This window comes from Marmoricola sp. URHB0036, from assembly GCF_000426045.1.
GTDB lineage: Bacteria > Actinomycetota > Actinomycetes > Propionibacteriales > Nocardioidaceae > Marmoricola.
Genome location: NZ_AUEP01000003.1, coordinates 543,035 through 565,308, shown reverse-complemented (window position 1 = coordinate 565,308; position 22,274 = coordinate 543,035). Strand labels below are relative to the sequence as shown.

General features: G+C 66.6%; 18 protein-coding genes. 6 read left to right on the top strand and 12 right to left on the bottom strand.

Annotated features, from left to right (window positions below):
• From H976_RS0102600 to H976_RS0102585, 4 genes are all read right to left on the bottom strand, one after another.
• A partial coding sequence (locus tag H976_RS0102600) for a leucine zipper domain-containing protein (RefSeq protein ID WP_027860255.1) occupies nucleotides 1-521 on the bottom strand: 521 nt, incomplete at its 3' end.
• Nucleotides 522-642: 121 nt separating this feature from the next.
• Nucleotides 643-2,178, bottom strand: a complete 1,536-nt coding sequence (locus H976_RS0102595) for a long-chain fatty acid--CoA ligase (RefSeq protein ID WP_027860254.1) — start codon at nucleotides 2,176-2,178, stop codon at nucleotides 643-645.
• Between the two features lie 17 nt (nucleotides 2,179-2,195).
• On the bottom strand, nucleotides 2,196-3,323 hold the full coding sequence (locus H976_RS0102590) for a DUF5938 domain-containing protein (RefSeq protein ID WP_027860253.1): 1,128 nt from the start codon (nucleotides 3,321-3,323) through the stop codon (nucleotides 2,196-2,198).
• 2 nt (nucleotides 3,324-3,325) lie between these two features.
• Nucleotides 3,326-4,123, bottom strand: coding sequence for an SDR family NAD(P)-dependent oxidoreductase (locus H976_RS0102585; RefSeq protein ID WP_027860252.1), 798 nt, complete (start codon nucleotides 4,121-4,123; stop codon nucleotides 3,326-3,328).
• 119 nt (nucleotides 4,124-4,242) lie between these two features.
• On the opposite strand from H976_RS0102585, the gene H976_RS24200 reads away from it, so the two are divergent.
• From H976_RS24200 to H976_RS0102565, 4 genes are read left to right on the top strand one after another with little or no spacing between them, the layout of a single operon-like run.
• Entirely contained in the window at nucleotides 4,243-4,884 is a 642-nt protein-coding gene (locus H976_RS24200; RefSeq protein WP_036224007.1) for a TetR/AcrR family transcriptional regulator, read from the top strand.
• A gap of 14 nt (nucleotides 4,885-4,898) precedes the next feature.
• A complete protein-coding gene (locus H976_RS0102575; RefSeq protein ID WP_027860251.1) occupies nucleotides 4,899-5,498 on the top strand; it encodes a sulfite oxidase-like oxidoreductase in 600 nt (199 codons plus the stop codon).
• Complete coding sequence (locus H976_RS0102570; RefSeq protein WP_027860250.1) at nucleotides 5,491-6,270, top strand: ferredoxin reductase; 780 nt, start codon at nucleotides 5,491-5,493, stop codon at nucleotides 6,268-6,270. The genes H976_RS0102575 and H976_RS0102570 overlap by 8 nt, the downstream gene beginning before the upstream one ends.
• Nucleotide 6,271: 1 nt before the next feature.
• Complete coding sequence (locus H976_RS0102565; RefSeq protein ID WP_027860249.1) at nucleotides 6,272-6,547, top strand: DUF6510 family protein; 276 nt, start codon at nucleotides 6,272-6,274, stop codon at nucleotides 6,545-6,547.
• On the opposite strand, the gene H976_RS0102560 is transcribed toward H976_RS0102565, so the two are convergent.
• A complete protein-coding gene (locus tag H976_RS0102560; protein ID WP_196803922.1) occupies nucleotides 6,544-9,204 on the bottom strand; it encodes an Ig-like domain-containing protein in 2,661 nt (886 codons plus the stop codon). The genes H976_RS0102565 and H976_RS0102560 overlap by 4 nt on opposite strands.
• Nucleotides 9,205-9,413: 209 nt before the next feature.
• Between H976_RS0102560 and H976_RS0102550 the strand changes: the two genes are divergently transcribed.
• Entirely contained in the window at nucleotides 9,414-10,169 is a 756-nt protein-coding gene (locus tag H976_RS0102550) for a polyphosphate kinase 2 family protein (RefSeq protein WP_027860247.1), read from the top strand.
• Between the two features lie 12 nt (nucleotides 10,170-10,181).
• Here H976_RS0102550 and H976_RS0102545 read toward each other — a convergent pair whose 3' ends face one another.
• The 3 genes from H976_RS0102545 to H976_RS0102535 form a co-directional block, all read right to left on the bottom strand.
• Nucleotides 10,182-11,384, bottom strand: a complete 1,203-nt coding sequence (locus H976_RS0102545) for an acyl-CoA desaturase (protein ID WP_027860246.1) — start codon at nucleotides 11,382-11,384, stop codon at nucleotides 10,182-10,184.
• Nucleotides 11,385-11,433: 49 nt separating this feature from the next.
• The gene (gene gdhA, locus H976_RS0102540) at nucleotides 11,434-12,771 is read right to left on the bottom strand and encodes an NADP-specific glutamate dehydrogenase (protein ID WP_196803932.1); all 1,338 of its coding nucleotides are present in this window, start codon (nucleotides 12,769-12,771) and stop codon (nucleotides 11,434-11,436) included.
• A 65-nt stretch (nucleotides 12,772-12,836) separates the two neighbouring features.
• The gene (locus H976_RS0102535) at nucleotides 12,837-15,683 is read right to left on the bottom strand and encodes a penicillin acylase family protein (RefSeq protein ID WP_027860244.1); all 2,847 of its coding nucleotides are present in this window, start codon (nucleotides 15,681-15,683) and stop codon (nucleotides 12,837-12,839) included.
• A 381-nt stretch (nucleotides 15,684-16,064) separates the two neighbouring features.
• On the opposite strand from H976_RS0102535, the gene H976_RS29825 reads away from it, so the two are divergent.
• Nucleotides 16,065-16,439 carry a hypothetical protein gene (locus H976_RS29825; RefSeq protein WP_155917902.1) on the top strand — a complete coding sequence of 125 codons (375 nt, stop codon included), beginning with the start codon at nucleotides 16,065-16,067 and terminating at the stop codon, nucleotides 16,437-16,439.
• Between the two features lie 131 nt (nucleotides 16,440-16,570).
• Here H976_RS29825 and H976_RS0102530 read toward each other — a convergent pair whose 3' ends face one another.
• Genes H976_RS0102530 through H976_RS29815 form a run of 4 tightly spaced genes read right to left on the bottom strand, consistent with a single transcriptional unit; the run spans nucleotide 16,571 to nucleotide 22,263 of the window.
• Nucleotides 16,571-17,974 carry a hypothetical protein gene (locus H976_RS0102530; RefSeq protein WP_027860243.1) on the bottom strand — a complete coding sequence of 468 codons (1,404 nt, stop codon included), beginning with the start codon at nucleotides 17,972-17,974 and terminating at the stop codon, nucleotides 16,571-16,573.
• Nucleotides 17,974-19,368 (bottom strand): CHAT domain-containing protein, encoded by a 1,395-nt coding sequence (locus H976_RS0102525; RefSeq protein ID WP_081682604.1) that lies wholly within the window; start codon nucleotides 19,366-19,368, stop codon nucleotides 17,974-17,976. Before H976_RS0102525 ends, H976_RS0102530 begins: the two co-directional genes overlap by 1 nt.
• The gene (locus H976_RS29820) at nucleotides 19,361-20,863 is read right to left on the bottom strand and encodes a hypothetical protein (protein ID WP_155917900.1); all 1,503 of its coding nucleotides are present in this window, start codon (nucleotides 20,861-20,863) and stop codon (nucleotides 19,361-19,363) included. The genes H976_RS0102525 and H976_RS29820 overlap by 8 nt, the downstream gene beginning before the upstream one ends.
• Nucleotides 20,860-22,263: a hypothetical protein gene (locus H976_RS29815; RefSeq protein ID WP_155917898.1), complete on the bottom strand. Its 1,404-nt coding sequence runs from the start codon at nucleotides 22,261-22,263 to the stop codon at nucleotides 20,860-20,862. The genes H976_RS29820 and H976_RS29815 overlap by 4 nt, the downstream gene beginning before the upstream one ends.
• Between the last annotated feature and the right edge of the window lie 11 nt (nucleotides 22,264-22,274).

Genomic DNA, 22,274 nt, shown 5'->3' with positions numbered 1-22,274 from the left:
CCTTGGGTCGCGATGCGGTTCGCCTTGCCCTGCTGGCGGCCGACGTAGCGCCAGCCACCTCCCTCTGGAATGCGGCCGAGCTTCTTGACGTCCATGTGCAGAAGGTCGCCAGGATGCTCGTGCTCGTAGCGGCGGATCGGTTCGCCGGTCGCCCGGTCGATGTGGGAGAGCCGGTTCAGCTGGCACCGCACCAACACCGCGTGCACAGTTGAGGCGGGAACACCCAGCCGGTCGCCGATCTGGATCGGTCCCAGGCGCTGCTTCCAGCGCAGGTGCACGATCCTGCGGACCACCGGCCTCGGAGTGCGGTTCGGCTGGTGGTGCGGTCGTGAGGACCGGTCCACCATGCCGGCGCGTCCCTCGACCTCGTAGCGGTCGGCCCACTTCTTGGCGGTGCGCCAGGAGACGTCGTAGCGCTCAGCTGCGCGGGCGTGCGACCAGCCGTGATCGATGACCAACTGGGCCAGGCGAAGACGAGCGCGCGGAGTCAGGGCCGCGTTGGCGTGGGTAGCGTGTGACATGAAGACCTCCTGGTTGGAGCGGTTCCTTAGACAGCTCCACTCCACATCGGGAGGTCTTCACCCGTCTACGCGTCAGATCGATTCATCGCAGCGCCTCGACCAACGTGCCTGGGCATCACACCTAGCTCTTCGTCAACGTCGCCTTGATGTCGGTCTTGAGCACCTTCCCGACCTTGGAGCGCGGCAGGTCGGGCCAGACCTCGACCTGCTTGGGCGCCTTGACGCTGCCGATGCGCTCCTTGACGAAGCCGGCGAGCTCGGTGCCGGCCACCTCCCTCCCCGGCCGCAGCTGTACGACGGCCGTGACCCGCTCGCCCCACTTCTCGTCCGGCAGCCCGACCACCGCACAGTCGGCCACGTCGGGGTGCTGCATGAGTGCCTGCTCGACCTCGGTCGAGTAGACGTTGAAGCCGCCGGTGATGACCATGTCCTTCGCCCGGTCGACGATGAACAGGAACCCGTCGCCGTCGAGGAAGCCGATGTCGCCCGTGTGGTGCCAGCCGTACGCCGAGGCCTCGGCCGTCGCCTCCGGATTCTTGTAGTAGCCACGCATCACCAGCGAGCTGCGTACGACGATCTCGCCACGTTCACCGCGCGGCAGCAGCTCACCCGCCTCGTCCATGATCGCCACGGTCACCAGCGGAGTCGGACGACCAGCCGAGGCCAGCCGGTCGTGGGCGATCGAGCCGTCCTCGAGGAAGTGATCGGCCGGCGGCAACGCCGAGACCATCATCGGCGCCTCGGTCTGGCCGAACAGCTGCGCCATCACCGGGCCGATCCGGGTCAGCGCCTCCTCGAGCCGGCTGGTCGACATCGGCGCAGCGCCGTACCAGAAGCACTGCAGCGAGGAGAGGTCGACGACCGACAGTCCTGGATGGTCGAGCAGCATGTAGATCAGCGTCGGAGGCAGGAACGTGTGCGTCACCCCGTGGGTCTCGACCAGGCCGAGGAAGCGCTCGACGTCCGGCGTACGCATCACCACGATCTCCCCCGCCTTGGCCAGCACGGGGAAGCAGAGCACTCCCGCGGCATGGGTGAGCGGCGCCAGCGCGAGGTAGACCGGACGCCCCTCGAACGGGTAGCTCATCAGGGTGATCGCGGTCATGGTCTCGAGGTTGGTGCCGGTCAGCATCACGCCCTTGGGCCGCCCCGTCGTACCGCCGGTGCCGACGATCATGGCGAGATCGTCCACGGCATCGGCGTCGACGTGGTCCGCCGAGGACGACCCGAGGAACTCCTCCCACGACAGCGCACCCTCCGCCGGCACGCCGTCGAGGCACACGACGGTCGTCAGCTTCGACAGCCGGTCGCGGATCTGGCCGACCAGCGGTGTGAACGACTGCTGATGGATGAGTACCGTGCAGTCGAAGAGGTCGAGCAGCTCGCGGTTCTCGGCCGCCTCGTTGCGCGGGTTGATCGGGCACCACACCGCACCCGCCCGGCTGATCCCGAAGACGCAGCTGAACGCGACCGGGTCGTTGGCCGACAGGATCGCGACCTTGTCACCCGGCTCCACTCCCGCGCGCACGAGTGCCGCCGCGATGCGAAAGCTGAGCTCGCGCACCTCGGCGTACGACGAGCTGGTGCCGTCGGTGGTCAGGCAGGGAGCCTCGGGATCCACCGAGGCCCCCTTGTCGAGGTAGTCGACCAGACGCACGACTCAGCTCTCGCTTCTCAGGCCTCGACGGTCAGGACCGGTTCCGACACCAGCCCGAAGGAGCGCAGCACCCCGAGCAGCTCACGGTGCCCGAAGGCCTGGCACCCCGACGCGAAGCCGACCCGCTTGGGCGGCTGCATCAGCAACGAGTACGCCGCGTAGGCCTGCAGCAGGCCGGTCTGCTTGTAGTTCTGGTTGCCGTGGATCACGCAGTGCGCGCGTCCCAGGGGACCGGACGCGTGCACGGAGTCGAGCGACTTGTTCAGCCGCGGGTTCTCGCGCGGGGGCATCGAGTTCATCACCTGCGCGGCAGTGGCTGCGAGGGCGGCGTACTTCTCGTCGGGGTCCATGTCCTTGGTCGCCTCGAGCGCGCCCGCGACGATCTGGGGCACGCCGAGCATCAGCGCCTTGTTGAACACCCCACCGAGCGCCTTGCAGTTCGCGACGCGGGGGTCCTTGCGGTACCAGACCGGGTGCGACGTGCCGCCCCACGGAAGCGCGAGGGCGAGCTCGTGCTGCCCCGGGATGGCGAGCTGGTAGTGGCCGGCCTCGGGGTCGAACGGCACGTAGGCGTTCTGCTCGAGGTAGTGCGCGCCGGAGAGCGCCGCGTTGAACAGGATCGTCTGCGTCGAGGCGATCGTCGGGCTGCCTCCCCAGAACACCGCGATGTCGAGGGTGTCGAGGCCAGGATTCTCGAGGGCGACCTCGGCGGCGATCTCACCGGTCGTGTACATCTGCGCGATGCCGGGCGCGAGGAGCAGGCCGGCGGCGGCGAAGTCGGCGCCGTACTCCTCGTCGCACCTGATCAGCCAGTCCTGCTCACCGGTGGTGTCGGTGTAGTGCGCACCGGAGGCCAGGCAGGCCTCGACCACCTCGGGACCCCACTTGCTGAACGGTCCGACGGTGTTGAGCACGACGGAGGCACCGCTGAACAGCTCGGTCAGAGAGGCGAGGTCGTGGGTCACCTCGACCACCTCGTAGTCGGCGGTCTCGATGCCGGCGACGTTGCCCTCCATCGAGGCCTTCAGCTTGCCGCCGTCGCGGCCGGCCGCGACGAAGGGCACGTTGTACTCGCGGAGGTATTCACAGATCAGTCGGCCGGTGTAGCCGGAGGCGCCGTAGACGACGACAGGCTTCTCGGTCATGGTCACATCCCCATCCCGCCGTCGACGGGCAGGCCGACGCCGTTGACGAAGCGGGAGGCATCGGAGGCGAGGAACACGACCGCGTCGGCCATGTCGGAGACCTCGCCGAGCCGGCCGGAGGGCGTCAGCTCGACCACGCCGGCCACGGCTTCCTCCGGAGAGCCGAAGAGGCCGAGCGAGGCCATGTCGGCGGCCAGTCCCTGTCCCATCGCCGTCGGCACGAGCCCCGGGTAGATGCAGTTGATGCGTACGCCGTAGCCGAGCTTGCCGGACTCCATCGCAGCGACACGGGTGAGCCGATCGACCGCCGACTTGGTGGCCGAGTAGATCGGGATGCCGGGGAACGCGATCGTCGCGGCCACCGACGAGATGTTGATGATGCTGCCGCCCTTGCCACCGAGACCGTCTGGTCGCATCGTCCGCAGCCCCCACTTGAGCCCGAGCGCGGTGCCGAGGATGTTCACCTCGAGCATGGTGCGGATGTCCTTGGGGTCCACCTCGGTGATCAGGCTGGTGATCTCGACACCGGCGTTGTTGACCAGGATGTCGAGCCCGCCGAAGTCGGAGGCGGCCGCGGTCGTGGCGTTCTCCCAGCTCGCCTCGTCGGTGACGTCGAGGTGCACGAAGCCGTGGCCGTCGCCCTTGAGCGAGTCGGCCACCTTCTCCCCCGCGTCGTCCTGCACGTCGGCGATGACGACGCGGGCGCCGTTGGCGGCGAGCGCCTGGGCCATGCCCTCCCCGAGTCCCTGGGCGCCCCCGGTCACGAGGGCGGTGCGTCCGGTCAGGTCGAGGTCGGTCATGGGTGTGCTCCTCAGCTGGGTGGGTGATCGCAGACACAACCTGCGCCGTCTCTTGACAGTTGTCAAGAGATTGCTTGACATTTGTCCAGACAGTCCCGAACTCCACTAGGGTGGGAGCCATGCCCAGCACCACCACCACGACGAAGTCGCCTGCCAAGGCGCCGCGTCGGGCGCCCGCCGACAAGTTCGACGAGCGTCGCAACCAGCTCGCCGAGTCGGCGCTGCAGACGCTCGGTGAGCTCGGCTACGCCCGCACCAGCCTCCGGGAGATCGCCAACAACTCCGAGTTCAGCCACGGTGTCGTGCACTACTACTTCTCCGACAAGACCGAGCTGATCGTCTACTGCGTGACCTACTACAAGGCCCAGTGCGTACGCCGCTACGACGGTGTCGTCGCCGACTCGAGCTCCCCTGAGGACCTGCTCGACGCCTTCGCGGCGAAGCTGGTCGAGACCCTCACCGACGAGGCGCCGATGCACCGCCTCTGGTACGACCTGCGCACCCAGAGCATGTTCGAGGAGTCGCTCCGCGAGGCCGTGCTGATGATCGACGGCACGTTGCAGGACATGATCTGGCGAGTCGTGTCGCGCTACGCCGAGCTCAGCGGTGTCGAGGTCGCGATGTCCCCGTCGGCGGCGTACGGCGTGCTCGACGGGCTGTTCCAGCAGGCACTGCTCAGCTACCTCACCGGTGACCAGCAGGGAGCACTCGACGTGCTGGTCGGTCAGGTCCACGCCCTGATGCCACTCACCCTGGCCTGAAGGAGGCAACCCACATGGCAGTCTTCACACGCGGATTCGGCGGTCGTCGGCAACGCGAGGCCGAGGAGCTGCCTCCGGGTCAGTACCTCGCCGACGGGTTCCCCGTGCTCAGCGCCGGGCCGACGCAGTACGTCGACACCGACGACTGGTCGTTCACGATCACGACCGAGACCGGCGAGCGGTCCACGTGGTCCTGGCAGGACCTGTTGGCCATGCCGGTCGAGGACGTCACGGTCGACATCCACTGCGTGACCCGCTGGTCGAAGCTGGAGACCCGCTGGCGCGGCGTACCCGTCGACGCGTTCTTCGAGGACGTCGAGAGCACGTCGGAATACGTGATGGCGCACTCCTTCGGCGGCTACACCACCAACCTGCCGCTGGAGGACCTGCTCGACGGCAAGGCCTGGGTGGTCTTCGAGTACGACGACGACCCGCTGACCCCCGAGCACGGCGGTCCGGTGCGGCTGCTGGTGCCGCACCTCTACTTCTGGAAGTCAGCCAAGTGGCTGTCCGGCTTCACGATGATGCCCAGCGACGAACCCGGTTTCTGGGAGGGCTTCGGCTACCACAACTACGGCGACCCCTGGCGCGAGGAGCGGTACGACGGTGACTGAGGCGCGCACTCGGGGGCTCGTCGGCGGGCCGCGCCCACGGTGGCTGCCGGCCCAGCTGGTCGGGCTGCGCTCGGAGACCAGGACCGCGCGGACGCTCGACTTCGACGTGCCGGGGTGGCCCGGACACCTGGCCGGGCAGCACGTCGACGTACGCCTCACCGCCGCCGACGGCTACTCCGCGCAGCGCGCCTACTCGATCGCGGAGCCGGTCGACGACGAGAAGATCTCGATCACCGTCCAGCAGGTCGGCGAGGGCGAGGTCTCGCCGTACCTCGTGGAGGACATGGAGCTCGGCGACCAGCTCGAGGTGCGGGGGCCGATCGGCGGCTGGTTCGTCTGGTCACCCTCGGCCGAGGCGCCGGTCGAGCAACCGATCCTGCTGGTCGGTGGCGGCTCGGGCGTCGTACCCCTGATGGCGATGGTGCGCGAGCGAGCCCGCCTGCACAGCCGGGCTCCGTTCCGGCTGGTGTACTCCGTGCGCGACCCCGCCCAGGTGATGTACGCCGACGAGCTCGAGCGCCGGGCCAAGGACGACGGCGTGCTCGTGGACGTGCTGCACACCCGCCAGGCGCCGGCCGGGTCGGAGCGGCCACCCGGGCGGATCACGACCGACGACCTGGCCACTCCTTCGACGTGGCCAACGGGCGTGGCACCGCGTGCCTACGTGTGCGGACCAACCGGGTTCGTCGAGCACACGATCGGACTGCTGCTCGGGCTCGGCTTCACCAACAAGACCATCCGCGCCGAACGATTCGGACCTTCAGGGAGCTGACATGACCGACCACAGTGCACTCGACGGCAACGCCGCTGCAGGCGCCTTCGCGGCGGTCTTCGGGGCCGACGTCACCACCGTCATCGTCACCTGCGCGGGCTGTCACGCCTCGGCGCCGTTCGCCGAGCAGGCGGCCTACCTCGGCTCCCCCGGCACGGTGCTGCGCTGCCCCGGCTGCGACCACCTGCTCGCCCGCGTCGTCGAGACGCAGACCGAGCTGTGGCTGGAGATGAGCGGCTGCGCGTCCTGGCGCTTCCCGCGTGAGGCACGCGACTAACGATGGCTCCGGCCTCGCCCGATGAGGACGAGCGCCGCCCCCGCCAGCAGCAACAGCAACCCGCCGACGACGACGGCGACGGCGGGGCCGCCGGTGGCCGCGAGGCCTCCGATCGTCGGCGAGGAAACCACCGTCGAGGCTCCTGGACCGCCGCCGCTGCCACCCGGACCCTGGCTGGGGTCGATCGGCTCCGGCGGTGAGGGTGTTGGCGCGACGTCGACCGTGACCGTGGCCCGGGCGCACAGCGGCACCGTCCCCGGTGAGCAGATGCGGTAACCGAAGGAGTCGGTGCCGATGAACCCGGCGTCGGGCTCGTAGACGATTCGCTTTTCCTCGACGCGCACCGTGCCCGACGTCGGCGGCGACGTGACCTGGGGTGGCTCGTTCATGGCGCCCGAGTCGTTGCCCAGGACCGCGATCGTGACCGCCGTGCCCTCGGTGGTGCTGGTCCGGTCGTCGACGGCGATCGGGTGGACATTGACGATGACCTCGGCCGTGCTGCACAGCTGTGGGTCTCCGTCGTCACAGGCCACGACGGTGAACCTGTCGACCCCCGAGAGCCCCGGTCGCGGCGTGTAGGTGAACGACCCGTCCGGTCTGACCGCCACGGTGCCGGAGCGGGGCCGCAGGCGGAGGTGGAAGGTGACGGTGTCAGCGTCCGGGTCGGTGGCCGCCACCGTGCCCGAGACGGCCGTTCCGGTGGTCGTCACCACGACCTGTGGAGCGACGAGCGGCGGGTGGTTGACCGGCTGCACCTCCACGGTCACTTCGGCCGTCGTACACAGGATCGGTGCGCCGTTCGCGACGGGCGAGCAGTAGGAGTAGGTGAACGTGTCCGTGCCGAGGAACCCGGTGACGGGGGTGTACTCCACCTTTCCGCCGACGATCGTGGCCGTGCCGTTCGCCGGATCTGTGTCGATGGAGTCGAGGACGCCTCCCACCACGTCGTTGGCGACCACGGGGATCAGGACCGGGGTCTCCTCGAACGTCCGCGCCTCGTCGTCTGCTGCGATCGGCGAGATCGCCGCGAAGACCGTGGCCGTGTCGCACAAGCTCGGGCCTCCGTTGTCGCAGACCCGGAAGGTGAAGCTGTCGTGGCCGGCGAACCCCGCGTCCGGCCGGTACAGGAACGCGCCTCCGCCGGCCATCACGGCTCGCCCGGACCCCGGACCCGAGACGGGGCCGCTGAACCGGAGGGTCTGGTTGGTGTCAGGGTCGGTGGCGGCGACCCGCCCGAGCAGCAGGGAGTCGGCCCGACCGGTGACGGTGACGTCCTCGGCGACCGGTTGCTGGTTGACCGGCGGCGGCGCCGGCTCGACGTCGGTGCTGGTCGTCGACCACTCGGCCGTCCCGTCGTTGTTCGTCGGGTCCGGGTCGGGCGTGTCCGCAGTCGAGGAGACCCGGTTGAGGAGGGTGCCGGTCGCCGGCGCCGTGCCAGTCACGGTGAGCTCGACGGAGGCTCCGCTCGCGAGGTCTCCGAGGCTCCAGGTGACGGTGCTTCCCGCGACCACGCCAGGGGCGGAGGCGGTGACCCCGGTCAGGGTCGTCGGGAGCGTGTCGGTGACGACGACGCCGTCGGCCGGGCTCGGCCCGTTGTTGGTGACGGTGATCGTGAACTGGAGCTGTCCCCCGGCCACGACGGTCGGCGGCGCGGTCTTGGTGGTGATCACGTCGGCACTCGGTCGGGGCACCACCCCGCTGCAGCTGGGGGCCGGGTACGTCGTGGGTGGTTCGGCGCGCACCGTCCCGGCGACCACGTTCTGCACGGTCCCCGACTGCACGTCGAAGATCTGGGGCGGGGCGGGCGGGGTCAGGTCGTCGACGACGATGGGCTCCTCGGGAGAGGACCCGACGAACTGGTTCTGCGTCTGGCTGGCTGCGCTGACGACGTAGCGGCCGAGACCGGTCACCCTGCCGTCGTTGTTGAGCGAGCCCGTGCGCGAGGTGCCAGTTGCGGCCTGGAGCCAGGTGCCGTTGTTGGAGAACTGCCCACCCACCTCGACCAGGCCGTCGTTGACCGCGAGGGTCGACTGGTTGGCGAGCCCCTCCGTCGTACTCAGCGCGCACTGGTTGTCGAGCGTCGCCCCGCCGTTGACGGTGAGGCTGCCCGTGATCCTGGCCAGGCCGGTGTTCTCGAACCGCCCGTTGACCGTGGAGCTACCCGTCACCGCGAGGATCCCGGTGTTGGTGAACGACGCCTGGTTGTTCAGGTTGAAGCCAGCTGCGGCGGTGAAGCTGCCGTTGTTGACGATGCCACCCGCACTCGGTGAGAACTGGCTGGAGACCGTCATCGTGCCGCCGGGCAGGTTGCGGATGTTGGCGGCGCCGTTGATGTTCAGGCCCGCGAACGTGGCCGATCCCTGGTTGTCGAGCAGGAACCCGGTCGCCACCGAGATCGAGGGAAAGCTCGCCGTACCCCCGGGAGCGATGTCGAGGGTGCCGGCGGCGTTGTTGAGGTACGCCGGAGCCAGGCTCGCGGAACCGGCCAGGCACAGGAACGAGCCCTCGGGAAAGCTGTCGACACCCCCGGTGAAGGTGCCGCCGGTGAGCAGGAGGCGTTCTCCCGGAGCCACCGTGATGGGCTGGTTGCTGCCTCCGGCGAGCGTGCGCGTCGGGGCCGAGCAGTCGGTCGCGAAGACCGCCTGGGTCGCAGACATCGGCACGGAGAGGAGCGCACCCACGGCGAAAGCCGTGAGCACACCGAGAAAGGCCGGCCTGCACCTCATCCAGCGACCATATCGGCATGTGAGACGTGCCGGCCGGTCGTGACGACCACGACGGAGGCGAAGCCGACGGCCATCAAGCGCTGGACCAGGCCGGGGATCACTAGACTCCCGGCACCTGTCCGAACCGGGAGGAGGTCGTCGTGGGGCGACTCGACGAGCTCGACCTGTCCGCAACGTTGCCGAAGAAGGAGGCGAAGAAGCGCCTCAAGGAGGAGCAGCGCCGGTTGCTCGACCTGCGGCTACGCCTCGGCGGACTCAAGGGCGGCAGCGAGATCGGTCCACCGCTCTGCGTCGTCTTCGAGGGCTGGGACGCTTCCGGGAAGGGCGGCGCCATCAAGCGACTCGTCAAGCAGCTGGACCCGCGGCACGTGCGCGTCCGGTCCTTCTCGGCGCCCTCCAAGGACGAGCTGCGGCACCACTGGCTGTGGCGGTTCTGGCCGCACCTCCCGGGGTGGGGCGGGATGGCCGTGTTCGACCGCTCCTGGTACGGCCGGGTGCTGGTGGAGCGGGTCGAGGGCTTCGCGGAGCCCGACGCGTGGGAGCGGGCGTACGCCGAGATCCGACAGTTCGAGTCGATGCTGGTCCTCGAGGGCACCATCCTGGTCAAGTTCTGGATGCACATCTCCGAGGAGGAGCAGCTGCGCCGCTTCGAGTCCCGCAAGGACGACTCGCTGAAGTCGTGGAAGCTGACCGACGAGGACTGGCGCAACCGCGAGAAGCGCACGGAGTACGCCGATGCGGTGGAGGACATGCTCGACCGCACCAGCACCTCCCGGGCACCGTGGCACCTCATCGAGGGTGACTCGAAGCGCTACGCCCGGCTGCGGGTGGTCGAGACCGTCAACCAGGCCATCGAGGCAGCCGTCGGCGGCGGCGAGCCCACGTCGGACTCCTAGGAGAGCCCGGACTCAGAACGAGGCGGCCAGCGCAGCCGGGCGCAGCCGCGCATGTGGCTGCCGCTCCTCGCTGCGGAACAGCTTGCCGATCTGGCGCGGAGCGTTCCTGACCGTCGTCTCCTTCAGCCACCCGTTGGGGAGCGACAGGCGCACGACCTTGTGCCAGGCGCTGCCGACCTGCCGGACGAGCGGGGCGGCGTGGTACTTGAGCTCGTACTGGTGGAACACCTCGCGGACCTTGGGAGCGATCTCGCGGTAGCGGCGGCTGGGCAGGTCGGGGAACAGGTGGTGCTCGATCTGGTGCGACAGGTTGCCGCTCATCAGGTGCATCGCTCGGGAGCCGGAGATGTTGGCCGAGCCGAGCATCTGGCGCAGGTACCACTCGCCCTTGGTCTCGTGCTCGTCGATCGAGTCCTGCTCGAAGGTCTCGACGCCCTCGGGGAAGTGGCCGCACATGATCACCGAGTGGGCCCAGAGGTTGCGCGCGACGTTGGCGGTGAAGTTGGCCGCCAGGGTCCGGCGCCACGAGCGGCCGGACAGGGCGGGGAACAGCACGTAGTCCTTGGCCGCCTGCCGGGCCGCCTTGCCGGCGGTCTGCCCGATCCGCGAGCGCAGCTCGGGTGTCATCTCGCGCTTCTCACGCAGGTGGTCGCCGAGGTCGATGTCGTACATCGCGATGCCGTACTCGAAGAAGCAGGCGTTCAGGAAGTTCCACAGCGGCTGGACGAGGTAGCGCGGCTTCCACGGCTGGTCCTCGTCGACCCGCATGATCCCGTAGCCGAGGTCGTTGTCCTTGCCGAGGATGTTGGTGAACGTGTGGTGCTGCACGTTGTGGGCGCGCTTCCACTGCTCCGCCGGCGACGCGTGGTCCCACTCCCAGGTGCTCGAGTGGATCTTCGGGTCGCGCATCCAGTCCCACTGGCCGTGCAGCACGTTGTGCCCGATCTCCATGTTGTCGAGCACCTTGGCGACCGCCAGGCAGGCCGTGCCCAGCACCCAGGCGGACTTGTACCTGCTGCCGATCAGCAGCGCCCGTCCGCCCATCTCGAGCTTGCGCTGCACGTCGATGACGCGCCGGATGTACGCCGCGTCCCGGGCGCCTCGGTCGTCGAGCACGGACTGCCGGATGGTCTCCAGCTGCCGGCCGATCGCCTCGACGTCCGCGGTCGAGAGGTGTGCCACGGGACTGAGGGGCTTGTTCTCTACGGCCGTCATCTGGGGAAACGTACCCGCTCAAGATGAACGGTAATCGTGCGGACCCTGATCAGATCACCCCGAGGGCGAGCATCGCGTCGGACACCTTGATGAACCCCGCGATGTTGGCGCCTGTCGAGTAGCTGCCTGGCGCCCCGTAGGCGTCGGCGGTCTCCAGGCAGCGGTCGTGGATGCCGCTCATGATGCGCGAGAGGCGCTCCTCGGTGCTCCCGAAGTCCCAGGAGTCACGGGACGCGTTCTGCTGCATCTCCAGGGCGCTGGTCGCGACGCCACCGGCGTTGGCTGCCTTGCCCGGCGCGTAGGCGACCTCGGCATCGGCGAAGACCTGCACCGCCTCGGGTGTCGCGGGCATGTTGGCGCCCTCGGCCACGATCGTGCAGCCGTTCTTCACCAGACGCACGGCGAGGTCCTCGTCGATCTCGTTCTGGGTCGCGGCCGGGATCGCGATGTCGCAGGCCACCTCCCAGACCGATCCGTTGTCCGAGAACTCGGCCGAGCCGCGCTGCTCGGCGTACTCCTCGATGCGGCCGCGCTGCACCTCCTTGACCTCCTTGAGCAGGTCGAGGTCGATGCCCTCCTGGTCGGTGACGAACCCGCTGGAGTCCGAACAGGCCACCACCACGCCACCGAGCTCGTGCACCTTCTCGATGGCGTAGATGGCGACGTTGCCCGACCCCGAGACCACCACCCGCTTGCCGTCGAAGGAGTCGTCACGGTGCTCGAGCATCTTCTCGACGAAGAAGACCGTGCCGTAGCCGGTGGCCTCGGTGCGCACCAGCGAGCCGCCCCAGGAGATCCCCTTGCCGGTCAGCACACCGGACTCGTAGCGGTTGGTGATCCGCTTGTACTGCCCGAACAGGTAGCCGACCTCGCGCTCACCGACGCCGATGTCGCCCGCAGGGACGTCGGTGTACTCCCCGATGTGCCGGTAGAGCTCGGTCATGAAGGACTGGCAGAACCGCATCACCTCGCCCTCGGAGCGGCCCTTGGGGTCGAAGTCCGAACCGCCCTTGCCGCCACCGATGGGCAGGCCGGTGAGTGCGTTCTTGAAGATCTGTTCGTAGCCGAGGAACTTCACGATGCCGAGGTAGACGCTGGGATGAAACCGCAGTCCGCCCTTGAACGGCCCCAGCGCCGAGTTGAACTCGACGCGGAAGCCGCGGTTGATCTGCACCTCGCCGGCGTCGTCGACCCACGGGACGCGGAAGATGATCTGCCGCTCCGGCTCGCACAGGCGTCTGATCACTGCGCTGTCGGTGTACTCCGGGTGCTTGTCCACGACGGGTCCCAGGCTGTCCAGGACCTCGTGCACGGCCTGGTGGAACTCCGACTCGCCGGGGTTGCGTTGCAGTACCTCGTCGTAGACGTCGCGCAGCTTCTCGTGCAGGTCAGGCATGGATGAGTGCTTCCTTGTCGGGTCGGTGAGAACGCGGCGCCAGTACCCAGATCAGGTCATCGGGCGCGGTGCCGCGGGAACTCGACCACCTGCTGGAAGGTCGGCCGGTTCTGCCAGTCGAGGTGCGGCTGGCCGACGATTCCCAACGGGCGCAGGATGATCGAGTCGTGCTCGGGCATCGTCTCGCCGGCGGTGTGCGACTCGGTCGAGGCGGTCCACGATGTGACATCGGTGCTGCCGTTGGCCTTCACCAGGGCGTCGTACGTCGTCTGCAGGGCCTGGTCGACCGAAGCGTGACAGGTGGCCGGGCCACCGTCGCACTCGCGGCTGGTCAGCTCCGGACCGAAGCCGTCGGCCGGCTTCTGCCCGAGCAGCTGCTGGAAGGTCGACATCAGGTAGCCCTCGAAGCCGCCGTCGTACGCCGAGCCGAGGTGGGCGCCGCCCGAGTTCGGGGTGTTCACCCACTGCATCGGCACCTTCGCGTAACCGGGGAGGGTGGCGCCGCCGGTGGACACGACTCCCCCGCTGCCCCCGGCGGCGAAGATCTCGTCGTAGAAGGCACGGATCAGGTTCGGCACCAGCTCGTCGGAGATCGCGACGGCTGCGTGGTCGACGTACTGCTCGTCCTCGTGGCTGGCCTTGATCCGGTGCGAGCCGGTGGCGTTCCAGGACTTCAGCTGCGCGAGCATCGCCTTCACCCCGGCGGGCTCGGAGCGGTTGCCGACGTACTTCAGGATCAGGTCGTTCAGCGTGACGCCGTCGAGATCCTGGCTGGCCGCGGTCTCCATCGCCTTGACCACGTCGGAGCGGACGAGGTCGTGCGGGTGCGCCGCCAGCTGCTTCTGGAGCTGCTGGTCGAGCAGGACCGAGCGGTAGGTCTGGCTGTAGGCGTACTCGCCGTCGGTGGCGAATCCCGGCGCCGGCTTGTTGTTCCAGCTGATGAAGTAGCCGTGCTTCGGGTTGGTCTCGTGCGGATGTTGGTCCTGGGTGAGGTAGCCGCGCCACTCGCTCTCGCCGGTGCCCCACATCGGCAGCGTCGGGTCGGCCGCGGGGTGTCGCACCGGGTCGAGCCCGCTGACGTAGTAGCCGGTGTCCTTGTCGTCGGCGTAGAACCAGTTGAAGGTGAAGTCGATCTTGGCCGCGGAGTCCACCCAGCTGCTCACGTCGTGGGTGCTGTTCGGGTCACCGAAGCCGAGGAAGCCGACGACCGAGTCGATGTCGTGGTTGTACGTCGATCGCTGGGTCACGATCGCGACCGGCTTTCCGTCGACCGTCGTCCAGCCCTGGACGATGCCGTGGCTGGTCTTGTAGATCGTGTGCTTCATCTGGGCCGGCGCGCCGGTGCCGCTCGCCTTCGGCAGCACCGTCTCGTCGAACTCCTCGCGCTGCATCGGAACACATCGTCCGTTGAAGAGGTACGACGTGCCGTTCGCCTCCGGCGTACCTCCCGAGGGGTTGCAGATCTTCTCGACCCGCTGGTCGATCAGGTCGCTCTCCGCGGAGGTGGCCGACCAGGCGTAGTCCTTGCCGCGTCCGAGCTCGACCAGGCCGGTGCCCGGGAACGAGGCGCCCATGGCGGCGTAGTCGGGCGCGTGGATGTCCAGCACGCTGAGGATCTGCGGGGCGAAGTAGGACACCTGCGGGCCGAACACCGCGATCGGGTGCCCCGACCGGGTCTGCGAGCCGTTAACGACGAGGGCGTTGCTCATGTCCTTCGGCATGGCCCGCAGCGAACCGATGATGTTCTTCGCGGCCTGCGCCCTGGTGGTCGCGCTCAACGGGATGCCGGGCACGGCCGGCGGGGTCGGGCTCGAGCCGTCGCCGCAGCCCGGGGCGGTGCCCTGCGGTCCACCGGTGAGGGCGCCGTCGTCGGGCAGCGCGTTGAGCGACTTGTTCCAGGGCTTGGTGCGCACGTCGTACGGGAAGGTCTTGTCAGTGATCGTGGTCGGCGCCAGCGGGTCGTTCTGGTGGTCGACCTCGTGGTAGGCCCGCAGCCCGTCGGCATCGCCGAGGCGGTTCTGGAGGTAGCTCAGCAGGTGGGCGTCCTGGACCTCGAAGCCGCCGCCCTTGCCGAAGATCCCGCCGATCAGACCGGCGATCGAGACGACGTCGGCGTCGGTCCACTTCTTCGGCAACAGCTGGTCGGGCGCAGCGGCGACGTAGTCGGCGGGCAGCTTGCTGGGGTCGGTCCGGGTGGCGTCGATGTAGGCGTTCACACCCTGCACGTAGGCGTCGATCATCGACTTGGCCAGCGCCCCGTCCTTGCCGTACCGCTCGGGCAGAGCGTCGACCTGGGCCTGCGCCTGGGCGGGGGTGTACGGCGCCAGCAGGAGCTGGTCGTGGTCCATCTGCTCGAAGTCGCACGACGCACCGAGGAACGAGGCCAGCATGCCCGCGCCGTAGTGGCGCAGCACGTCCATCATGAACAGCCTGTCCTCGGCCTGCGCGTAGCCGGCGCCGAACGCCGCCGCCGGGTTGGTGTCGCCGTAGATGTGCGGCACGTCGTGCTTGTCGCGGTAGATCGTCACGCCGGGCCCGGGAGTCTCGGTCTTCGTCACGTCCTCGGGCTTCACCCCGAACGACTCGTCGTTGAAGTAGTCGGTCAGCTTGGCGTTCGTCAGTGTCGGCGCGCCGTACAGGAGGTCGGAGTACTGCGACAGCTGGTCGTCACTCGCCGCCGGCCTCTTCCCGGTCGTCTCGAACTGGAGAGCATCGGTGGCGTTCACCAACCCGTTCTCACCGGGCGGCAACACGTACATCGCCTGCCCGTCGGCGTAGTCGTCCGCCCGATACCGGTTCGGCGAGCTCGCTGCCCTGGCCGACCCCCCAGCGCCGAACGCAGCCACCGACAACGCCGTAGCCGTCAGCACCGCCACCAGTCCCGTACGCCCACCCACCCGCATGCCAACCTCCACCTAGAACGTGTTCCAAGGTGACAACGGGTGCTCGATTGGTTCGGTTACGCCCGAGTAACCGGATGTCGGACCAGGCGTAGGTGGTCGAGCAGTGAGCGAAGCGATCAGTCAAGACGTCCTGCCCACGAAGCGGCGGCAAGCCGCTAGGCGGTGGAGTGCCTGGGGAAGCCGGAGTGGCGCACTCCGGCCCCTGAATTTCACTTTCGAATCCTGCACCTGCCGCCAGCGTGACACAGCCCCGACCTGGAGGTTGGCACGGTCTCGGATGAGGCATGGACACTGGGAGCGCTTCTAAGCGCATACTTGTCGCTACCCGGTGCGAAAGCTGGAACTTTACAAGCAAGCAACTGCGATCGAGGTGCAAGAACGGTGGACCGACTCCTCTATCTCACTGCGATCCTGATGGCCCTGCTGATCACCTTCGCGCTGGGCCTTTGGGCATTCGAGACGGCCCAGGACGTGGCAACCGCCACCGCCCCGGTGATAACTGCACTTGCGACAATCGGTGCCGCAGTATTTGGCATCAGCGTCGGGCGTGAGGCAGGAAAGTCAGAAGGTCGCGAGCAGGGAACAAAGACCGGCAGGAAGGAAGTTGCGGCGGAAGTACTGACGCACTTGCACGCTACCGCTACTGATGACTCAACCTCGCTGCGGGCGGCCAGCGGAGTGGGCGGCCAACCAGGAAGTCCCTCGACGAGCCCAAGCATTCTTGAGAGTCGTTTACGACAAATCCTCGACTCGTAGATCGAACTGGCGTCCGCGGCTCCCTCGCATAGGGCCGTTGTCGGTTTGCCCTAGAGCCTCGCTGCGCGGAGACGCGACAAACCAGCTTTGTGTCGTCACCGTTTGGAATGTACGACCATTGAGGTCGCGATTCAGTCCTGCTGGACTGTCACTGTTGGATCTCCGAGAATCACCATGCTCTGGCGGTCCAGTGCCGCTAGCCGCGCCACGAGCGCCCTCTCCCGTGCAGCTGCAACCCCCCTATTTATCGAGCCTTGCTGTGCGTACCATACGCTCCAGAATGTCCCGATTGTGGCGTAGTGGCGGTGCATGGCCATACCGATTGGTTCGCCATGTTCTTGGAAAAGCCCGTCGTACAGCGCCCCCCTAAGGTCACTGGTCATTGGCTCGGCGTTCTCCGGGTTCTTCAGCGTCCAGTTAAAGGTTGGTTCCACGTGGCCGACAAAAGCCCTGAGCGGATGTTCGCGCCCAAGAAGGTCTCTTGGCAACGGTGCCGTGCACGAACCCGCAACCGTCACCCCCGTTACCGCCTTGTCCACGTCGGAACCCTGCTTCGCGATTCCGCCATACAGGGTGGACGAGTCAGCACCCGCGGAGCAGCATGCGTGCGCGTACCAGATCGCACCGTCGGGAGACCAGTTCGAAAGTTGATCCGTACGCAGCACTTCATAATTCTGATCGACCGGAAGGCCGAGAGTCTCCCGGAGATACGCTGGATCCCCGTCTACAAATGTGGCCCCATGGCTGGTGGTGACGATCAAACCCGGGTGTCCCTCTAGGGACTCGGTGAGCGCGTCGCACGAGGCCTCGTCCGCTGCCAGGTGGGCCGGAGTCACGTCAGGGTCATGCGCGAAGTTGCTTCTCAGTGGCTCGGCCAACGTGTAGCGCATGTCCCAGGTGATGTCGGGCTGGCCGTGGTCGACAGTCCAGATCAGCACACTTCTGCGGCTTGCCGGGCTTGCACTCCAGTTGTCGAGCAGCGCGGCGACATATCGGTCAAGTCCCAGCTCAGGGAGATCAAGCCGCCCAACAAAATGAGTGCCGTTGAGGACGTACTGGACACGCCACGGAATCTCCGACGGAGAGCCGACGATGAGGAGGTACCGCGGGAGGCGGCGCTTACCGGCCCCCACCTCGCCGCCAGCAGTTGCTATTTTGCGGGCGGTGCCATCGGCCTCGTAGAGCATGAAGTAGGCCGACCCGAGATCTGGCCGGTACCGGAGCACTGGACAGTCGGGAACCACTTCCCGTCTGGCGGCGAGCAACCTCTGGATCGCCGGGGGAGCGTCTTCGGCGTTGGCCTTCCTTTTCCTGTCCGCTTCACCATCTGCTTCGATGTCCGGAAGAATGATTCCCCACCCGACCTCTTCCCAATGTTCGAGCTTCGGGGGTGACTCGGCGAAGAGAACCTGGTGCGGCCGCAGGGTGTCAACGCCCCGAATCGCCCACTGCTCGATCTCGTCGGACGGCAGACCCCGAGCCCCCTCTTCAGCCCCACCGATCCAAGCGTTTATTTGGACCTCCGCCCGGTTCACTACTCCGCCTCTTCCGAAGTGAATGCCGAGGGCTGGTCGTCGTCGACTTCGCGCTGAGACAAGGCTTGGGCGACCAGGTCCGCTAGCTCGGCGACACTAGTGAGCCCGGAAAATGCCTTGTTGAACTCCCTCAGAGTGTTCGCGGCTACGGCATCGACGATCAGTCGCTGATCGTTCGCGCTGACATGCACCTTGCCGAGGTCCGCGGGGTCATCCGGCTCCTTTTCGATGATCGTGATCGACAGCGGGTCCCGGGCGACGAAGAGAACAGGCAGCGTCCAGTTCAGCGCGCCCATTGATGGGGCAGACAGGGCCTCACGCAGGCTGTATCCCAAGGCCGCGAGTTCGAGCTGGACGATTCCTTCCACGTGCGCTCGATCCAACCGATCGGCAATATCGGACAGCAACGAGTTGTAGACGGTGCTGGTCAGAATGTGGGCACTTTCAGGATCAACCGGTGTCCTCCACCCAAGTGCCGCACCCGCACCGGCCTCCACGATGCTCTCGGCCAGAGTCTGCGTCGGGCCAGCAGACTCAGCCCCTGAGCAGCAGTTCAACGTGACAAGCCAAAGCCGGCGGTTGTCGACTAGGAGTTGAAGTCGAGCGATGTCGATCGTGACCGATTCCTGGGTCTGACTTTCGTCCGCTCGGTCCTGGATCGTGGCGAAGGAGATGTGCTCACTGCCGAAACTCGCGGAGCCGTGACAGAAGAAGTGGACAATGTGCGGCCGCTGCTGCTTCAACGCCCAGTTGATCGTTTGCTGGTCGACAAGGGGAATGACTTTGAGCCATTTGTTTGAGTTCGCTGAGGCATCAGCCTCCAACTGCTGTAGCTCGGTCAGAAGCTCGATCTCCCCCACGACCACCGTCAGATGCACAGGAAGAACGCCGGCAGCGGCATCCACGGCCGAGCGAAGACCCTCCCATTCCTCGCGGGCGGAGACGCCCACCGCCGACATGACCGCGAGAATCCGCAAGGGCGCGTGATACATGCGGGCCATGGTGTGATCGGATCCCACGACCCTGGCTATGGGCCATTGTGGGCACAAGGCCAAGAAGTTGTGCGGCTTGACCCACAGCGCTTCCCACAAGAATCCTGGGACCTCTTCCAGATCAGTCTCGAGTTCAAAGCACAATGGCCAAACTTCGCCCACGGGTGCCCTAAGCGCGTGAGCCACCGCGTCACGAGCGGCGGCTTCTTCGTTGAGGGCTTCGACGAGGCGTGCTCCGTGATACCGAGCCTTGTCAGGATCCGTTGGCTGAGTGAGAACCAGCGGCCGAGTCAGCACCTTGCCCTTTCCACGTCTCCCGCCGGGTGCTCGACTCAACTTCAGGCGCAGGCCACCGCTCTCCTCGTCTTCGATGAGAATCGTCGTACGCTGATTGTCACCCATGCTGTTTTCTCTCTATCAGCGCACTTGCCTTGGTGGCGAGAGCCTCTTGAATGGCTGCAAGGGCGACTTCGACACCGAGCGCGACCGCAGCCGCCTCGGGAGTCTGTGTGCCAGACTTAGCAGTCTTCTGGTATTGAGCAAGTTGAACCTGCCGCTGCTCCACGAACCGCTGAGCTGCTGCTAGCCAGATGGGCGTGTTTTCCGCCTCCATCAAGGTGGCGGCGGCTCCGCGTGGTCTTGCGTCCGCGCTGCTTGCGACCCCGTACGTCAGCGGCAGGAGATCATCAGGCGCCCGAGTTGGCTCACTCACCAGCATCCCATGAGTGAGTCTTGGCGGCGTCCCTTGTTCCTGCGCGTAGAGGAATTGGTAGCCGGCCTCGACCTCGCCGCATCCGGGATCTGCACTCAGATCAGTTACCAATACGGGACCGGGCCGCATCTCAGCGATACGACATCCCAGGTAGCGCATCTGCGCCGACGATTTGCTGCCTGCCGGCGAGCTGAGGCACAGCGACCAAGCTCCGAGCTCATCCAGGGTGGCGATGAGCGAGGAAATCGACACAAACCGCGACGAGACATCAGGGGTGCGCTTCATGGGATCAGCGAGAACTAGGCGGGCCTTGCTGTCGGTCACCTGTGCACCGCAAATCAGGTGAACCACGTCGGCTTGCTCACCTCCCTGGGCAGCCTTGAGCAGCCTGAGCCAAGGGATCCGGCGAGTCTCGCCTGTATCCGATTGCTCTGCCCTGACCTGCTTCTGCAACACCCTGGGGTCGTGGAGCACGACGTTCGTACGCTTCAGGCCGTGCCACATTTTGCGAAGTTCATGGTAAGTCCACAAGGTGGGGATTACATGAACTGTGGTTGTCCGCCGTGTCGAGCCGTGGAGGACAGCACGTACAACACGGTCCACCTCGAGCGCCCTGCTTTCGATCGCCCGCCTGTTGCGTCGCCCACGACTCTTTCCCTCCACATCCGAATCGGCCGCCCGTGCCCGGGCTCCCGACCCAGGGATGGAGTTGGTCGCAGCCACTGCTGTTCCATGAAGTGTGGTCCTCAATGGCCCAGGCCGTTCGCGGTCTGGTACGGCTACAAGGATTGCAACCTGCAAGCTGTCATGCGGGGTTCTGCGGGAGAGGGTCAGCGTGGGTAACCGGACAACGGTCACGTCGAAGAGTGCCTGCAGCAATCTCTCCCATGGCACCAGCGCCAGATACCCGAACGGTTCGGCGAGTTGAAGCCAGAGCACATTGGGTTCGGTCTTCTCAAGCGCTGACCTCACCATGTCTTCGAGAAGGGTCGGGATGTGAAAGTGCCCCTCGTCGATGTGGGATCGGGAAAGGCTCACGGGTAGCCCGAAGTCATGCGGAGCAAGGCTCAAGACACGATCGTCCGTGGCATCAGCATCCGTCGGCATACTTGCAAGTACTGCAACCTCTTTCCCCGCGCGCGGGGAAAGAGTGAGCCTTAGAACAGTGGACTGAGGTGCGTTCATGCTGGTCCCCTTGGATCGGCCGTAACCAAGTTGTCGAGGGCCCACCACGTGGAAACGTTGTTGATGTCTCCATGTCCTGAGATCGTCGAAGACGCTCGGACGCCGTACACGTGTGGGGCGTCGGCACCGAGGTTGTAGCGCTCATCAGGCAAGCGGACGTCAACAAGCTTCGCCCGGTCGCCTAGTCCCCAAGGTCCATAACCCCCCAAGGCGGAATAGGGATCAGGACGACCATCGGCTGCGATGCGTATCTCGTTAACGTCGACAGTCCTGTGCGCGGCGTACTGGAATACATGCCGCAGCGGCCAATCATGGGTGCTGTAGGTGCTGAGAATCGGCAGATTCACGCGATCCAGGGCGGCGTGGTATCCACCGCGACCGTATTCATCATCGGCGAAACAGCGATGATTGACGGCCGGCTGCAGCAAGAGCATCGACGTGACTTGCCGCGGCAGGGCACTGGGATAGCAAACCGCCGACAAACACACTTTTGCACCGTAGGAGTGTCCGAGAAGATGCACGCGTGTGTCTTGATGGTTGGCAGCACCAAGCAACTCGACGAGAAGCGGGGCGACGCCCTTGGCGCCAACCGTCCCGGCCCGATCTTTCATCAGCTGCACTGTGACGAGCCGAAGGATCCGGCGTGGATCTAGCTTGCCCAGCACCGATGCGCCGACGAGCGGCTCGGCCGCAGGCACCCTGCCGAAGTCTGCCACCTGCTCGGCAATCTTGTGGGGGTCCTCTCGTCTTTCCTCCGGGGTGGCCGCGCCGTAGGAGCGCCACGTGGCCACGGTGGGGTCGCCCTGTCGGCCCTGAGACTCTTCGTCCCCATTTGCCATGAACTCGGCAGGGTCATCCTCAGAGGTTCGTTCGAGTAGGGGCTTCAGCATCTCCTTAAGGTCTAGTGCCTCTATCTCGGAAATCTCGTCTCGGTCAAGAAGTTCGTAGAAGCGGGGAAGCGCCCGCTCCGACAACTCCGCAGCAACCGCTTCGACCTCACCGTGTCGAAGCGCGTGCTTGGCGGCGCGGTCGTCAGTTGCACCCCCGGCAATGCGCAGCCCTTCTTCGCTGCCGACCACCAAGGCGGTGCTGGGCCAGAAGACCCCCACAAGTAGAGGGTTTAGGGGCCGACCAGTCTCCAAACCTCGTTCACGGCGGAGGCCCAGGTATCCGTCAATGAAATCCCGATAGCGTTTGGTTGCGACATTCCAGTCGTTATTCCATCCGTGCGCGAACACGAAGACGTCCGTGATGTCGGTCGATCTAACCTGGTCGACGATGTGCTTCTGGGTCCGGGGTCCGGTGCAGGAGCCAACTTTGTCGAAGGGCAGCATGTACCAGTCGAAGGAACGGTCTGTCCCTCTAAACTCCTGATACGGGGTCACTTCCAACGTGGTCACGTCAGGGCCCC